Below are 15,381 nucleotides of genomic sequence, written 5' to 3'. Positions count from 1 at the left end.
TTCGTCACCTACATTCTATGGATTGCGCTAGAGATGATCACTTTCTTGAGAGAATTTCGTTTGTTGATCGGTTTCTTTATAGGAATAGCGAAGCTGAGGGTCTATCATCGCTTGTATAAGATCTGATAATAAGGAAGCTAGCATGAAGAAAGCTCCGTAAAATACAGATAATCCTAGAGTCACTGGATAATCACGTTGTTTAATACTACAGACGAACCATTTCCCTAAACCCGGGATGCAGAAGATATTTTCTATAGCAAAAGTTCCTGTCATAACCGTAGTTACAAGAAATGCGGCATAGGAAATGGTGGGGAATACTGCATAGGGAAGAATATGTTTAAGTATAACTTTTATAGGCGAGAGCCCTTTGGCGTAGGCAAGTAAGACGTAGTCTTTATTTAAGACTGAAGATACTGAGGAAAAAGTTAGTTGGGTTATAAATGCCATAGGTGTGATTGCTAAAGCTAGAGATGGCAAAATCGTATGAGAGAAATTTCCCCAACAGGCTATCGGAAAAATCGGTATTTTTACTGCAAAAATGTATTGCAGCATAGTTGCAAGGACGAATGCGGGAATGGAAATTTGTAAAATAGAGGAAAGAAGGATATAGCGCCCCTGCTTTTTCTTTCTTAATGCTGCTAGTGTTCCTAATGAGATTCCCCCAGAGATAGAAAGAATAAGACTTTCCAATCCAAGAATTGCTGATGCTGGAAATGCTGTGGAGATAATACTCGTTACACTGCGATCCTTGTAAACAAGAGAATTTCCAAAATCTAAGGTTACTAAAGATTTTAGATAATGAATGTATTGTTGATATAGGGGCTTGTTCAATCCGTAACGGGACTTAAGAATTTGGAGAGTTTCTTGTGATAGAGTATTGCTACTTTCATCATTAAACGGATCTCCGGGAATGGTTTTCATAACCAGAAAAGTTAAGGTTAAGATGATCCATAAAGAAAGCAGGTTAAATACTAGGCGCTTCTTTATATAACGGAACATTACTTACACCTTAAAATCTTGGATCAGCGGGTAAAGATTCGTAATTTAAAATCTTTATCAACCAAAATATTATATCTCTGATTTATCGTAGCTTCAATATAAAATAATTTATTGATTAGTGTGGAGGTTCGTTTTCGAGACATTTTTTTTCAAGCTTAAGTCAATATTTTGTTTAACTTAGGTAAAATACAAGAGATTTTTTGGATCTTTTAAAAAGTGAATATTATTTTGAAAGTTCTGTTTCTTTCAGGTCGATATGTCCGAGTAATGAGGTGTGGGAGTTCTGAATTTTAGGATTAGCTGCGTAGGTATATTCAAAATGGTATAGAGGTATGATAGGAACGTCTTCTTCGATAAGTTGTTCAGCTAAGATTTGATCTTCAGACCTCTCTTCTCTCGAGAGAAGTACATTGAGGATATAGTTGTATTGAGCATTTTCCCATTTTGTTAGTGATTTTGTAGGTTCATCACTTTTAAAATTTCCAAGAATTGCAAGAAAAGATGTGGGTCTCGGATAATCTGCTATCCATCTTCCTGTAGCTAGAGTGAAATCACCACGACGTCTTCTATCCAAAAAACAATGATACTCCATGCCTTGGATTGTGATATGAATTCCCAATACGTGCTTGATTTGTTGTTGTATCTCTTGAACAATGGCATTTAGACAAGAGGATTCTAATGGGTAGATGATAGATAATTCTGAGATTTGTTTTTGCGAGAGTTTTTTTTCTGCTTCTTTAAAATAAGCTCTAGCTTGCTCTTGGCGTTCTTTTTGTGATTGAGAAGGTTGTTTGGGGATTTTTGATAGTTCAGGAGGAAGGAAATGTTTGGCTACTTTTCCATAGCTAATGAATTTTAGTAGGGTATTTTTATCGATAGCGTATACTAAAGCTTTTCTTAATGCTAAATTATCTGTCGGGCTATTTTTTAGATTACATATTAGAGCTGTTGTCCCCAAAACTGGGTAGTTGTGCAGCTTATCTTTAGGGATATGATATTGATCTTCTTTTGAAATAGGTGAGCTCCATGGAGAGCCTACCCAATCAATAAGATTCTTTTGTAATAGTTGCATAGCTGTATGCGTGTCGGGAACAATCTGAAAAATAATTGTTTCGAGATGTACAGAATGGTGGTCGTGATATAGAGGGTTCTTTTTAATGATAAGTTGATTTTGAGGTTGGTAATCTTCAATGATGAAAGGACCATTAGAGATGTGTGGAAGGTTTATTCCTCCTAAGGAATAAAAATCTCTTAAGGATTTATGTACAGGAAAGAAAATAGGGTAAGCAAGAATCTCTAAAAAGTGCGGGATAGGTTTCTCTAAAGTGATTTCTAATTGCGATTTGTTTATAGATCGGATTCCTAAGGCTTCAATAGGTAGTTGTTTGCTCATCACAGCTTGGGAGTTTTTAATCACTCCAAGGAGAAAATTCGAAGAGCAGGCAACTTCAAGCTTATGGATTTGTTTTATAGATTCCTCAAAATCGTAAGCTGTTACAGGGTCACCATTGCTCCACAAGGCATCTTTAAGATCAAAGGTATAGATGGTTTTGTCATCAGATACAGTGTAGTATTTTATTAACGCCAGTTCAGGATTACCGGGACGTTCCCTTACAAGGCCTTCATAAAGAGCTTGAGCTATTGAAATATCTTTACTTAGACAGGCGCTACGCGGATCCAAAGACATAGGATCGTGGCTAATTGCTATTTTTAAAGAATCCTGATTTTTAGAAACGTTTGTATGACAGCTTGTGCATAGCCATAGAATTCCTAGAAAAAGAATCGCTGATAGAGTAAGTGTTAGAAGCTTATGCGATGTTCTTGTCATATATTTAAAAGCATATTCCATGCTTGCTCGAGGTTTTTAATCTCGGTTTCATTTTACCCGATTATGTAATTAGAGTCGCTGAATCAATCTATCAGTTGATTAGATATATTAAAGCTACGCGTTTGATTTGTACACATTTTGATTTCTAAGAAAATGTTTATATTCACATAAGAAAAGCAATTTTTTTATAAAGTATAAGTTATACAAGGTTTAGGACTTCTACTTCTTTAAGGTCTACATGTCCTAGGGGAGAGGTATAGAGGTTATTTACTCTTGGATGTGCTATATAGATATAGTTGAAATGATATAGAGGGAATATAGGAATATCTTCTTCAATCAATTTTTCAGCAAGGATCTGGTCTTTTTTTGTAAATGTTTGGGTGTGGTATTTCCCTAGAATTTCATCAAATTGTTTGTTATTCCATTTTCCTAATTGATGACTAGTTTCTTTGTTTTCAGAATTTCCGAGTATAGTAAGAAAATTTCTAGCGTTGAGATATTCTGCAATCCATCCTCCTACAGATAGATAAAATTCTCCTTTATTTCTTTTTTCTAAGAAATAAAAGTATTCAACCCCTTGAATGGGTATATGTATACCAAGAACATTTTTGAACTGCTGTTGAAGTTCTTGGACTATTAGAGAGAAAATGCTAGATTCTTGGGGATAAATAAGAGAGATCTCGGAGAGTTCTTTTTCTGATAAGGTTGCTTTTGCCTCTTTGAAATATTCTCGAGCTATTTTTTCTCGTTGTTCTTGATTAAGCAATTCTTGATTGTGGATTTCAGATAATTCTGGAGGTATAAAGGAATTAGCAATTCTCGCTGAATTGAGTAGAGGAATGAGAGATTCTTTATTAATAGCAAATGCCAGGGCTTTTCTTAGGGATTTATTTTGTAGTACAGGCATGTGTAGATTATAGATGAGTATAGAAGTTGAGCATACGGAATATACATGTTTTATCTCTTCAGGAGTGTTGTTTAATACTTCCTGGGGGATTTTCGCTATCCAAGGATTTCCTAGGACATCAATAAGATTATTTTTAAAGAATTTTGCTGCGGTATGAGAATCTGACATAACTTTAAAGATTAAAGTATCAGTTTTCACCTTATCGACATCATAATAGTGAGCATTTTTTTGCATTATTAAATGTTTTTGTGGCTGAAAATCACTCAATGTAAAAGGCCCATTAGAGATATAAACAGGTTTGATTTTTGGATTTTTATAATACTCTCTTAGGGATGCATGGACGGGGAAAAATAACGGATGGGAAACCATTTCGATAAAATTTAAAGAGGGATGTTCTAAAGTGATTGCTAGTGTCTTAGCATTTAACGCTTTAATTCCTAGTTGTTCTATGGGTAACTGCTCTTCCATAATCGCTCTGGAATTTTTGATAATGTAGAGAAGGTTGTGGTAGGATATGGGGAGATTTTTTGTATGGATTTGTTTTATAGATTCTTCAAAATCGTAAGCTGTTACAGGATCACCGTTGCTCCATTGTGTATCTTTCAGATCAAACGTGTATACAGTACCTCCATGAGATACCGTATAATTTTCAGCTATTCCCAGGATAACGTGATCTTCAGAGATGCGTTCTCGAGATAAACCTTCATAAAGGGCTTTTGCTAAGGAGATATCTTTCTTCAAATAGGTGCATCTAGGATCTAATGAAAGGGGATCGTATGATATTCCAATTCTTAAGCACTGTCCTTCATTTTGGGGAGCTTGTTGATGACAGCTGATTAGAAATAAATTAGTAAGCCAGAGAAAACAAATAACATAGCTTTTTCTAGATCTATTCGTCATGAAATTATCCTGAAGTTGAATAGTAAGTTGGGGTTAGATTACTGATTAAAAAAATAATTTCCAATCTTGGGTCTAAAAAACTAGGATTTTTTGTTTCTCTCTACACTATAGGTAGATTTTAAGATAAACGTGCGTATTTAAGATCTACAGCTCCGGAGGCGTTATGAAGAATTTTTTCTATCGGAGATAGTGTGATATAATCATAACTCATATGATAGATAGGAATAATTTCTAAGTTTTTCATAAGTCTTTCTGCTTGGGGGAGGAGTGCGGCATTGGGATAGTAAGCCACTCCTGTTGCTGTAGCTATTGTGAAATCACATATTTGTCTTTTGCTTAAGAAAACATGATATTCCAATCCCTCGAGAAATAGATCAAGGCCCACGGCTTTACATTGTTCTTTAAGAATTTCTGCAATACGTTGGCATCTTAAAATATTTGAAGGATATGTCAGGGTGAGTTTTTCTGTAGGGGTAATGAGCTTTTGTTTTTTGTATTGATAATAGGGAGAGGAGTTTCTCGATAGTGTGTAGGCTGGCTCTTGATTTCCTTGTAGAGCATGATCGATGATTTCTTCTCTGTTAATAGCTGCTGCCAATCTATAGCGATTATGAATTTGAGATAGAACAGGATCTTTTGTATTGAGTATCAGCCAGAAAGCTCCTTCTATGGGATAACTAGTATAGTGGTAGGGAGTAGTTTCTTTTAGTTCTTTAGTAAGACCTTGGTGCCAAGGTTGTCCTAGCCAGTGAATTTTTCCACGGTTAAGTAAAAGTGCCCCGGTATACAAATCTGGGATAACTAATAAGCTAACACAGGATATGCCGACTTTTTCTTTATCATAGTAGTGAGGGTTCTTTTCTAACAACAGACAATGTCCAGGATTGTGGGTTATTAAATAAAAAGGCCCGCTAGATAAATTTAAATCTTCAGGATTAAAAATAGCAAATGCTGGAAATGCTAGTAATTGTAGTAGTTTCGGGTTCGGAGTATCCAAAGTTAGAGTGATACTGGACGGTGAACAGGCTTTAAATTTAATCCCTTCGAAAATTTGATGGTGAGGAGAAAATGTTTTTGCATGTTGCCAAGCTCTAATAATATCCTGGGATGTGATTGGAGTTCCATTACTCCAGAAGGCGTCATGTTTTATAAAAAATGTATAATTTTTTTCGTCCGCAGATATGGTATAATGACTTGCCAAGGCAAATTCTACATGATCACTTTTGTAAGGATTTTCTCTTGTAAGTCCTTCAAAAATGAGCTTAGAAATAGAAAGATCTAAAGCGCGTTTTGCTTGTTCAGGAGATAGAGATACGGGATCATCATGAATGGCAATCGTGAGAGTTTTTGACGATCTCAAAGCTGTTGGAAAACAACCTCCTAAAATTGAAGATGCGAAGACAACAGCAAACAGCCACCACGTGTACATCATAAAAAAGGAACACACCTTCGTTGTAGTTCTTTTAAAGGAGAGACATAGAAATTTATTGTGCTATGTCGGACTGGCAATTTATTGAAAATCTTTTGGATTACAGATAGAGCTAGAGACTTCCAAAGCTAGCAGGTTAAAATTTTTTAGTTTTTTATTCAAAGTAATTTTATTCACTGTTGAATTGAAATAATTTATATATACAATCTATTTAAATTATAAATTGAACATATTACAATTCTTAATTCTTAAAGAATTGAGAATGCTTAACAAGTAATCAAGGAAGGGATTCTTTAGGATTGTATATGGGGTAAACTTTCTAAAAAGCTTGTTAGGATTAACGTCGCGGCAATACTATCAGCTTTTCCTTTTCTTTTTTTTCTACTCAGTCCACAATCACCTTTTAGCATACGCTCTGCTTGTGCTGAGGAGAGTCTTTCATCCCAAAGGACGACTTCAACAGAACAAGACTCTTGAATTAAGGAAGAAAGTTTAACGATTTCTTCTTGTAGAGCGGACTTTTGACCCTTCTGCATAGGGATAGGGTTTCCTAAAATTACAGAAGAGACATTGCGTTCTTGAATAATTTTGGCAAGAATTTTAGCTGTCGCCTCTAATGTTTTTCCTGCTTCTATAAATCCTATAGGTAGGCTGATGAGTAAAGGAGAGGCTGCATAAGCAAGGCCTATACGCCTCTGTCCATAATCCACGCCAAGGAAGGTTTTTATTTGAGGATTAGACATAGCTTTTATTCCTGGAGTATAGAATCGCTGCCTGAATAAATCCTACAAATAATGGGTGAGGAGCTATCAATTTTGATAGAAATTCTGGATGGAACTGTACACCGACCATCCATGGATGATCTCCAATTTCTACGATTTCACAAAGTCCTTGTTGTGGGCATGTACCAACAATATTCAATCCATAGTCTTTTAATTGCTGCACATAGTCAAAATTCACTTCATAGCGGTGGCGGTGGCGTTCCATAATGTCGGATTTTCCGTAAGCCTCATATACCTTAGTTCCCGGAGATAATACACAAGGATAGGCTCCAAGACGCATGGTGCCTCCTGTAGCGACTAGTGAGGCTTGTCCGTCCATCATACAAATAACAGGATCGGGTGTATCCTTATCCATTTCTGTCGAATTTGCTTTTTTTAAGTGCATGACATTACGAGCATATTCGACAACAAGAACTTGCATTCCTAGACAAATACCAAAGTAGGGGATTCCTCTCTCCCTACAGAGCTGAGCTGCTGTAATTTTCCCCTCCCATCCACGAGACCCAAAACCTCCGGGAACCAAGCAACCGTCACACTGTTCTAAGGTTTCAAGGAAATGAGGATCATCAGAATCTAAAGGAAGAATCTCTACCGAGCAATTTAAACTTAATGCAGCATGTGTAATTGATTCGAAAACAGATTTATACGCATCTTTATGTTGTACATATTTACCTACGAGACCTATGCGCACTTTGTTTGGAAGAGGATTGCGTAGACGTTCTATCAAGACTTTCCAATCACTTAGATCTTCTTGTTTTGTAAATAACCCTAATTTTTCTGTAATAAATGTAGAGATCTTTTCCTGATAGAGCATCAAGGGCATTTCGTAAATCGAATGTTCAACATCTATAACGTTAAATACTGCGTTATTAGGAACATTACAGAATAAACTAATTTTCTTTTTTACTTCACTACTCAGAGGAGTTTCGGATCTACAAAGAATAGCGTCAGGAATAATCCCAATCCCTCGCAAACTCTGAACAGAATGTTGGGTAGGTTTTGTTTTTACCTCTCCAGCAGCTTTTAGATGAGGCACATAGGTCATATGAATGCTGAAGCAGTTTTCGGCATGTTCATAACGAAATTGACGAATAGCTTCAAGAAAAGGTAGGGATTCTATATCACCAACAGTACCACCGATTTCTACGATTAATACATCGGGCTGATTTTCTTTAGCACACTCTAGGATTACTTCGATAATCTCATTAGTAATATGAGGGATGACTTGAACGGTGCTTCCTAGATAAAACCCCTCGCGCTCTCTTTTAATCACTCGAGCATAGATCTGTCCCGAGGTTGCTGTAGAATATTTCGATAGGTTTACTGAAGAAAATCGATGATAGTGACCAAGATCTAGATCCGTCTCTATTCCGTCGTTGGTAACGTAGACCTCACCGTGTTCGTAAGGATTCATCGTTCCCGGATCAACGTTAAGATAGGGATCCAGTTTTAACATGGCAACTTTAAGATTTTGACGCTCTAATAATAGAGCTAAAGAGGCAGCGGTTAATCCCTTGCCTAAGGAAGAAACAACTCCTCCTGTTAAAAAGATGCACTTGAATGGCATGTTAAGTATTTTTCCACCTTATTTATATCTTCTGGATAATCAACTGAGGGGCTCTTAGCTTCCACTACACATACGTGGATAGACCCACCGTGTTCTAGTATACGTAGTTGCTCAAGATCTTCAGCTTGGCTTAGTGGCGTAGGGGAAGATTCAATATAATTGAACAGAGCATTCCTTCTAAATGCATACACGCCAATATGAAGATAAATCGGTGTCTCTTTCTTTAAGATGTGTGGAATAGGGCTTCTGCTAAAATATAAAGCCTTTCCGTTTTTATCGAAAACACATTTCACCTTTTGATTTGTTAAGATCTCATGTGAATCCATAGTTTTAGCAACTGGAGTAACCATTTGAATCTCAGGGAACTCTTCGAGTTTTCTAACAAGAGCATCAACAACAGTGTGTTGTAAGCACGGCTCATCTCCCTGAATATTTACTATAATCTCAGCTTCAGGGAAGTAACGAGATACGGTTTCTGCTGTGCGCTCTGTTCCATTAGCACATTCTGGACTTGTCATTACGCAATCACCACCAAATTCTAAAACATGATCCATAATGCGTTGATCATCAGTAGCTACAACAACCTTGTCTAGTGTTGTACTTTGATTAATATTCTCATAAGTTCTTTGTATTAAAGACTTTCCGAGTATGTTTGCTAAGGGTTTTCCAGTAAATCTGACACTACCCCATCGTGCTGGTAAAACCCCAACCTTTTTACTAGCAAATACTTGCTCTTCCATATGCGCTATAACTCTTAATTTCTAAGATTTTTTGACAAGCAGGATTATCATTATGGATTTTATAAAACACAAGGTTTTTTGATGATTTTGATTTTTTATGTTTTATTTATAATAAAAAGTCGCGGAAGTTATATTATTAAATTAATAAACGTATTTTATTTTTATTATGCTTTCAAAATTAAGTAAGTTCATATTAACCGTATTAATATCTCTTCAAGCCTTATGTCCAGCCTCATTAGTTGCAGGGGAATCGAAAACTGGATTCCTATCTAAAATGAAGAATTGGTTCTCTGATAAAGAGATCAAAGACAGCGATATCTCCATTACGCAAATTAAAGATAGTCTCAAGTGGAAACGGTATGACTATACGAAAAATTGCGGGTTTTCTGCAGAATTTCCAGGGGATCCGGATCACTCTGGTCAGATCATAGAGATCCCTCAATCAGAACTTACTATACGCTATGATACATACGTTACAGAAACACAATCAGATAATACTGTATATGTTGTGTCTGTATGGGAATACCCTGAGAAAGTTGATGTCAGTCGTCCAGAATTAAATCTTCAAGAAGGATTTTCTGGAATGTTACAGGCTCTTCCGGAGTCTCAGGTCTTATTTATGCAGGCAAAAGAGGTACAGGGACATAAAGCTTTAGAATTTTGGATATCTTGTGAGGATATTTATTTTAGAGGGATGTTGATTTCCGTAAATCACACTCTATATCAAGTCTTCATGGTGTATAAAAATAAAGACGCTAAGGCTTTAGATAAAGAATACGAAACATTTACGAAATCATTTAAGATTACCAAAGTGCGTGAGGCAAGAACGATAGATTTAAAAAAGAAAGTCAGACTTTGAAAAACGAGTATTTCTCTTTGTTATGAATAAAGGTTCATAGAAGGTTTGCTCTTTCGAGTCTAGTTTTTCGCTACCTCTAGAGTCGAAAGGGCTATCTTCACTTTTAGCTTTTTAATTCTCTTTAACAGTTTGTTTTTCTATAAAGAGCCAGGATTCTATAAGTGGAATTTTTATGGTTCTCCGCGTTTTTTTTGCCGCTATTCTTTGTTGTTCCTTTATCTCTTTAAAAGCAGAGCCTGTTGATATTTTCAGTGAAAAAAGTGCTCCTTTATCTCGCATAGGAATTATCTTTGCGCTTCCTGAAATTTCTGAGTCTTCCGATACCGAATGTCCTATTCCTTGGTTTGCTAATAGTAAGAAAACTATTGAGGGAAGAAGGACATATTATTCTGGGGATTATTTCGGAAAATATCTAGTTATGTCTTCCTTTTGGCCTAATAAAGTTTCCGCTGCTGTAATCAGCTGTAATATGATTCTTAAGCATCGTGTAGAACTTATTTTAATTATAGGCACATGCTATTCACGTTCAGAAACTAGTCGTTTTGGAAATGTTTTGATTTCCCATGGTTATGTTAACTACGATTCCGATGTGCGTCCGTTTTTCAAAAGATTTGAAATTCCTGATATTCATCAGTGTATTTTTACTACAAGTGAAGCCTATAGAGAAGCTGCAAAGATCGGTGGTAGGCAGTTTATTACTACGCATAAAAAGGCCATCGAAGATTTATTAAAGGTTTATGGTTATCTGAAACCTACAACATCTACAGAACACGATCTTACGGAAGGTATCATAGCTACTGGAGAGGCTTTCACAATGTCTAAAAATTATTTCCTTGCTCTTCAAAAAATTCATTCTGAAATTCAAGGTTTTGATAGTGCTGGGGGAGCGGTTTCTCAGGTATGTTATGAATTTGATGTTCCCTGTTTAGGAGTCAATATTCTTATCCCCCATCCTTTAGAGTCCTCAAGTAATGAGTCCTGGCTACAACTACAAAGTGAAACTAGTAAGTTCTACATGAACTCTCTTTTGAAAAGTGTTCTCAAAGAAATCTGTTCAACCCACTAATTCATCTTTTTCATAATTCTTTGGTTGAGGTTAAATCTCTTAGTCATTAAGATAACTTTTTCTTTTTCGATCGTAGTAAGAGAAGAATAAACGGGGACTTAGCTTAGCTGGTAGAGCGTCTGATTTGCATTCAGAAGGTCAGGAGTTCGACTCTCCTAGTCTCCAAACTCGCGGTTATAGCTCAGTTGGTTAGAGCGCGACACTGATAATGTCGAGGTCCCAAGTTCAAGTCTTGGTAACCGCAAGCCGTCTTCCTTTCAAAACATCATGGTTTCTACATGTTAGAAGTCAAAGACCTTAGCTATTCTTACTCTGATAAGTTAATATTTAAAAACGCTTCTTTTGCGTCTCATCCAGGGAAAATCTCTATTATTTTAGGTGTATCTGGGATAGGGAAAACTACGTTATTTCGTTTAATTGCTAATTTCCTATCTCCTGTTGAAGGGGAAATCCTTTGGTTAGGGCAGCCTGTTCAGCAAACGGATGTTGCTTATATGCAGCAAAAGCAAACTCTATTGCCATGGAGAACTGTTTTAAAAAATATCTACCTCAATTCTGAATTGGGAGTGAAGAGTAAGCGTTTTCCTATATTTCCTGAAAAATTGTGTGAGGTAATCGAGAGTTTTAATTTAGGTGACTTGTTAGATTGTTATCCTGATGAGTTGTCTGAAGGACAAAAGCAAAGAGTATCTTTAGCTTGCCAGTGTTTATCTCCTAAGCCGATATTGCTTTTAGATGAGCCATTTTCTTCTTTGGATATTACAACTAAGGAACTTTTGTATAAGTACATTTTGCGATTGGCGAGAAAAGATTATAAAACTGTGGTACTTGTTACCCATGACTTTCGTGATGTAGCCTTCCTTGGGGATGCATTTTATGTACTTAAGAATCGTGGACTCGTACCTGTATTCTTTAATGATTCAACGCGTTCTTCCGGTAATGTCCATATGCTTATAGAGGATATCCGGGAGTGTCTTTTAACATGACGTTACCTCTTGTTGATGTAGGATCTTCAAAGTTAGGTTATACCCTACTGTCTTCTGAAGAAAAACTCTCTCTTTATAGTGGTATTCATTCCCATCGTTGTAAGGGCTCGCCTCTTGTAATTATTGCTACGATTGTTTTTGTCTGTTCTATAGTGCTGTTGTTGATTGGATCTCTTTTATCTGGGTACCCCTTGGAAGGATTTTCTTTTGCTTCAGACGTATTTCTTCCTTTCATTCTCCCTGGGATTCTTTCTCTAGTATTGATTGCTGCACCTTTAATTATGTACGCCTTCCAGCATCATAAGGGAGCATTAAGTAAACACAAACAATTAGCAGAGAGCAATTATTTACAAATTTTAAATTACTGTAACAGTCAAAAAGGAAAATTTACAAAAAAAGAGGTTGCAGCCTTTGTAGAATCTCAAGTGCTCCTTCCTGAATATTCGCAAAGCTTTTCTTATGTTACGTTATTACAAACCATAAAGATTATCCCTAAAAAGGATTCTCCGCATACCTCCACACATGATACTATCATTACTGAGGGAGTAGATCGCGCTAGAGATGATATTTACGCAAGTGAGTATAATAAAGAGAAACGTGATCGCTTGGAAGCTGAAGAAGAGGAAGATAAAGTTTCTGGCGAACAGCAAGAAATTTCTTCAGGAATTAGTTCAATTCTAATGTAATAAAGGATTGTCTACTTTTTCTGTATTATATTTCCTACAGATAGAAAAATCAAAGCGATTCCTATAATTATTGTTGGAATCAATATAGGGGAATGTAGGGGAATGTGAAAGAAAACAGGGGAAAGTAGGATGGCTGCAGAGAAAATTACACATAGCCATCTAAGATGGCGAAGACTATCAGCAAAAGATAGAGTGGCTAACACGATAATGAACCAACAGCAAATGTCGATATAATTTCTTAATGTATCTGTGACAGCAAGCTCATCGCTTACCTTAATAAAGCCTATGGCTACACAAACAGCAATCAGAAGGTTAATAGGGAAGGAAATACCTTGGAAAGCTTGTTTACATGCCTTTATAAAAGGAAGGACAGTACGTTCTTCCCAAAATAATGAATCTCTATAATATTCAGATCCAAATAATGACATACGAATTAGCTCGCGTTTTTTTCCAACGAATTGTCCTAGATATGTGAAAGTTGCTCTGAATTCATCATAAGCAAAAACAAAGGCTAAAGCAGGCTGTATTGTTAGAGATAAGCATATCCAACAATCTAAAGTCATCTGTTTTGATACGATAGGGATAAAGGTAAGGATAATAGCAGAGATCAAGGTAAATGCTGTTGCTAACACTATTTTTGGTCGTGTATGCCAACGACGTTCTCCTCCAGATAAAGACAGCACAACAAGTAAGGAATAGGCAGTCATCATCGCTGCATAAACAAGGAAATCGCATTCAAAAGCAGTTCTAGAAATCCCTAAAGCAGACGCTGTTAAAAAGCGCGATTGCAGCCAAGCTAATAAACTTAATATTAAAACAGCAGCTCTCCTTCCTCCTGAAGACGGGTTATAAGACATCCCTTCAGGGAGAGTAGGACCAACTTCCAAAGCTTCTGGCCGTGTAGGGGGAATGCACACAACAGCAAAGATAGCAAATCCTATGAGCGTATCATTTGCAAAAACAATAGAAGATCGCTCTGGGAAACAGGGGAAAAGAGTTACCCAAATACCTATGAATACACCAAACCAAAGTATAGAACGTCTATAAAAAGATATTAAAGCTAGGATGATTAACAAACTTCCACAGACTCTGTCAGAAAGGATGACACTTGGAGCTTGATAATTCAGAGTATTTGGTGTGCATATAAGCAAAAGTCCTAAAAATGCGGGAAGAATACTGAGTTTAAAAAAGCGATAACGGAAGTGCTTATAAATATTTTCTAAGGTTTCTTTATCCATAAAAAGAAAAAACATTGGGATTTTTCTTTCTAAATAGAATGAGAATAATAAAACTAAAAGGTTTTTTATCAATCCCAACTTATCTCCATATATAAATGAGAGACAGAGGAGGTGTGTTCTATCCTTATTTGTATAAAAAAATAGTTTTAAATTTTTATTTTTTTATTCTATTTCTTAGTTCTGTGAGAGCCTTACAAGAGAAGAGAACGATCATTGAATAAAAAGATATTAGTCATAGTTACCAGTGCTTTTTTTATACTATGTTTTGGATTAATGATTTACAAAAAGCAAACAATATTACCCCCTAAAGCTCACGTCCCTACCAATGCCAAGTATTTCCCAACTCTTGGCAATCCCTATGCACCAATCAACATTACAGTATTTGAAGAACCCTCATGTTCTGCATGTGCAGAGTTTAGTACTGAGGTGTTCCCTCTATTAAAGAAGAATTATATTGATACTGGTGAGGTATCATTCACTTTAATTCCTGTATGTTTTATCAGAGGCTCGATGCCTGCGGCGCAAGCGTTACTTTGTATATATCATCATGATCCACGTCAGCCTGATATGGAAGCTTATATAGAGTATTTCCATAGGTTACTTATTTATCCTAAGGAAGAGGGGAAACGTTGGGCAACTCCCGAAGTATTAATTAAGCTTGCTGAGAATTTGAAAACACATTCAGGACGTAGTATTAACCCTAAGGGGTTGATGCAATGTGTAGATTCTCAACAGTATGAAGAGCAAATTAAAAAGAATAATATTTATGGTTCTCAGGTTCTTGGAGGACAGCTAGCAACTCCAACTGCTGTTGTTGGAGATTATCTAATAGAAGACCCCACGTTTGATGAATTAGAGCGTGTGATTCGACAAATCCGCTATTTACAGTCTACAGAGGAAAACGATGATTAGATTCATTCGTAATTATGCTTTATATTTTGCGTGGTTGATTTGTTGTACAGGAACAGTAATGAGTATTTATTATAGTTATCTGTTGAACATAGAACCATGTGTTTTATGCTATTATCAAAGAATTTGCTTATTTCCTTTATCAATCATTCTAGGAATTGCTACGTATCTTGAGGATAGTCCAGTAAGAATCTATGCTTTACCCTTATCTATTATAGGTACGGCTATTGCTGTGTATCAGATTTGTCTACAAGAAATTCCTGGGATGACGATAGATATTTGTGGTAGGGTATCTTGTTCAACGAAGTTATTTATTTTCGGATTTATTACCATTCCTATGGCATCAGCATTAGCATTTTGTGCTGTTTCCTTCTTGTTGATTTTATCAGGAAATAAAAAGGTATAGTGTCGAGAATATTATGATAAGAGCAAGTTTCTTCTTTTATATCATGTAGTTTATAGAAGATAATACAAGAGAATGGGTC

14 protein-coding genes and 2 tRNA genes are annotated in these 15,381 nt (G+C 36.2%); 8 read left to right on the top strand and 8 right to left on the bottom strand.

Features of this window, described 5'->3' with window-relative positions:
* Positions 1 to 27: 27 nt before the first annotated feature.
* The 7 genes from O1W69_RS05200 to kdsB form a co-directional block, all read right to left on the bottom strand.
* Positions 28 to 999 carry an ABC transporter permease gene (locus O1W69_RS05200; RefSeq protein WP_375793493.1) on the bottom strand — a complete coding sequence of 324 codons (972 nt, stop codon included), beginning with the start codon at positions 997 to 999 and terminating at the stop codon, positions 28 to 30.
* 223 nt (positions 1,000 to 1,222) lie between these two features.
* Positions 1,223 to 2,827, bottom strand: coding sequence for a peptide ABC transporter substrate-binding protein (locus O1W69_RS05195; protein WP_375793492.1), 1,605 nt, complete (start codon positions 2,825 to 2,827; stop codon positions 1,223 to 1,225).
* A gap of 199 nt (positions 2,828 to 3,026) precedes the next feature.
* Positions 3,027 to 4,634: a peptide ABC transporter substrate-binding protein gene (locus O1W69_RS05190; RefSeq protein ID WP_375793491.1), complete on the bottom strand. Its 1,608-nt coding sequence runs from the start codon at positions 4,632 to 4,634 to the stop codon at positions 3,027 to 3,029.
* A gap of 118 nt (positions 4,635 to 4,752) precedes the next feature.
* Entirely contained in the window at positions 4,753 to 6,066 is a 1,314-nt protein-coding gene (locus O1W69_RS05185) for an ABC transporter substrate-binding protein (protein ID WP_375793490.1), read from the bottom strand.
* Between the two features lie 290 nt (positions 6,067 to 6,356).
* Positions 6,357 to 6,806 carry a Holliday junction resolvase RuvX gene (gene ruvX / locus O1W69_RS05180; RefSeq protein WP_375793489.1) on the bottom strand — a complete coding sequence of 150 codons (450 nt, stop codon included), beginning with the start codon at positions 6,804 to 6,806 and terminating at the stop codon, positions 6,357 to 6,359.
* Positions 6,799 to 8,412, bottom strand: coding sequence for a CTP synthase (locus O1W69_RS05175; protein WP_375793488.1), 1,614 nt, complete (start codon positions 8,410 to 8,412; stop codon positions 6,799 to 6,801). The genes ruvX and O1W69_RS05175 overlap by 8 nt, the downstream gene beginning before the upstream one ends.
* Entirely contained in the window at positions 8,388 to 9,152 is a 765-nt protein-coding gene (gene kdsB / locus O1W69_RS05170) for a 3-deoxy-manno-octulosonate cytidylyltransferase (protein ID WP_375793487.1), read from the bottom strand. The genes O1W69_RS05175 and kdsB overlap by 25 nt, the downstream gene beginning before the upstream one ends.
* A 166-nt stretch (positions 9,153 to 9,318) precedes the next feature.
* Between kdsB and O1W69_RS05165 the strand changes: the two genes are divergently transcribed.
* The 6 genes from O1W69_RS05165 to O1W69_RS05140 all read left to right on the top strand — a co-directional run bounded on the left by O1W69_RS05165 (position 9,319) and on the right by O1W69_RS05140 (position 12,749).
* Positions 9,319 to 10,011 carry a hypothetical protein gene (locus O1W69_RS05165; protein WP_375793486.1) on the top strand — a complete coding sequence of 231 codons (693 nt, stop codon included), beginning with the start codon at positions 9,319 to 9,321 and terminating at the stop codon, positions 10,009 to 10,011.
* A gap of 172 nt (positions 10,012 to 10,183) precedes the next feature.
* A complete protein-coding gene (locus O1W69_RS05160; protein ID WP_375793485.1) occupies positions 10,184 to 11,077 on the top strand; it encodes a 5'-methylthioadenosine nucleosidase in 894 nt (297 codons plus the stop codon).
* Positions 11,078 to 11,169: 92 nt separating this feature from the next.
* Positions 11,170 to 11,242: transfer RNA gene (locus tag O1W69_RS05155), tRNA-Ala, on the top strand.
* Positions 11,243 to 11,247: 5 nt separating this feature from the next.
* A tRNA-Ile gene (locus tag O1W69_RS05150) sits at positions 11,248 to 11,321 on the top strand.
* A 34-nt stretch (positions 11,322 to 11,355) separates the two neighbouring features.
* A complete protein-coding gene (locus O1W69_RS05145; RefSeq protein WP_375793484.1) occupies positions 11,356 to 12,063 on the top strand; it encodes an ABC transporter ATP-binding protein in 708 nt (235 codons plus the stop codon).
* Entirely contained in the window at positions 12,048 to 12,749 is a 702-nt protein-coding gene (locus O1W69_RS05140; protein ID WP_375793483.1) for a hypothetical protein, read from the top strand. The genes O1W69_RS05145 and O1W69_RS05140 overlap by 16 nt, the downstream gene beginning before the upstream one ends.
* Positions 12,750 to 12,760: 11 nt before the next feature.
* On the opposite strand, the gene O1W69_RS05135 is transcribed toward O1W69_RS05140, so the two are convergent.
* A complete protein-coding gene (locus O1W69_RS05135; protein WP_375794007.1) occupies positions 12,761 to 13,987 on the bottom strand; it encodes a hypothetical protein in 1,227 nt (408 codons plus the stop codon).
* A 273-nt stretch (positions 13,988 to 14,260) separates the two neighbouring features.
* On the opposite strand from O1W69_RS05135, the gene O1W69_RS05130 reads away from it, so the two are divergent.
* Together O1W69_RS05130 and O1W69_RS05125 are read left to right on the top strand one after the other, a co-directional pair.
* Positions 14,261 to 14,899 carry a DsbA family protein gene (locus O1W69_RS05130; RefSeq protein ID WP_375793482.1) on the top strand — a complete coding sequence of 213 codons (639 nt, stop codon included), beginning with the start codon at positions 14,261 to 14,263 and terminating at the stop codon, positions 14,897 to 14,899.
* Positions 14,892 to 15,302 carry a disulfide bond formation protein B gene (locus O1W69_RS05125; RefSeq protein ID WP_375793481.1) on the top strand — a complete coding sequence of 137 codons (411 nt, stop codon included), beginning with the start codon at positions 14,892 to 14,894 and terminating at the stop codon, positions 15,300 to 15,302. Before O1W69_RS05130 ends, O1W69_RS05125 begins: the two co-directional genes overlap by 8 nt.
* Positions 15,303 to 15,381 lie beyond the last annotated feature (79 nt).

Source organism: Chlamydia sp. 12-01, assembly GCF_042234205.1.
In the GTDB taxonomy this organism is placed as follows: domain Bacteria; phylum Chlamydiota; class Chlamydiia; order Chlamydiales; family Chlamydiaceae; genus Chlamydia.
Note: the sequence above shows the minus strand (reverse complement) of the source record. Positions and strands in the feature narration are given on the sequence as shown.

Excerpts from the sequence above, each read along its gene's own strand:
- O1W69_RS05200 (WP_375793493.1), bottom strand. The coding sequence starts at position 999 with ATGTTCCGTTATATAAAGAAGCGCCTAGTATTTAACCTGCTTTCTTTA.
- O1W69_RS05195 (WP_375793492.1), bottom strand. The coding sequence starts at position 2,827 with ATGACAAGAACATCGCATAAGCTTCTAACACTTACTCTATCAGCGATT.
- O1W69_RS05190 (WP_375793491.1), bottom strand. The coding sequence starts at position 4,634 with ATGACGAATAGATCTAGAAAAAGCTATGTTATTTGTTTTCTCTGGCTT.
- O1W69_RS05185 (WP_375793490.1), bottom strand. The coding sequence starts at position 6,066 with ATGATGTACACGTGGTGGCTGTTTGCTGTTGTCTTCGCATCTTCAATT.
- ruvX (WP_375793489.1), bottom strand. The coding sequence starts at position 6,806 with ATGTCTAATCCTCAAATAAAAACCTTCCTTGGCGTGGATTATGGACAG.
- O1W69_RS05175 (WP_375793488.1), bottom strand. The coding sequence starts at position 8,412 with ATGCCATTCAAGTGCATCTTTTTAACAGGAGGAGTTGTTTCTTCCTTA.
- kdsB (WP_375793487.1), bottom strand. The coding sequence starts at position 9,152 with ATGGAAGAGCAAGTATTTGCTAGTAAAAAGGTTGGGGTTTTACCAGCA.
- O1W69_RS05165 (WP_375793486.1), top strand. The coding sequence starts at position 9,319 with ATGCTTTCAAAATTAAGTAAGTTCATATTAACCGTATTAATATCTCTT.
- O1W69_RS05160 (WP_375793485.1), top strand. The coding sequence starts at position 10,184 with ATGGTTCTCCGCGTTTTTTTTGCCGCTATTCTTTGTTGTTCCTTTATC.
- O1W69_RS05145 (WP_375793484.1), top strand. The coding sequence starts at position 11,356 with ATGTTAGAAGTCAAAGACCTTAGCTATTCTTACTCTGATAAGTTAATA.
- O1W69_RS05135 (WP_375794007.1), bottom strand. The coding sequence starts at position 13,987 with ATGGATAAAGAAACCTTAGAAAATATTTATAAGCACTTCCGTTATCGC.
- O1W69_RS05130 (WP_375793482.1), top strand. The coding sequence starts at position 14,261 with ATGATTTACAAAAAGCAAACAATATTACCCCCTAAAGCTCACGTCCCT.
- O1W69_RS05125 (WP_375793481.1), top strand. The coding sequence starts at position 14,892 with ATGATTAGATTCATTCGTAATTATGCTTTATATTTTGCGTGGTTGATT.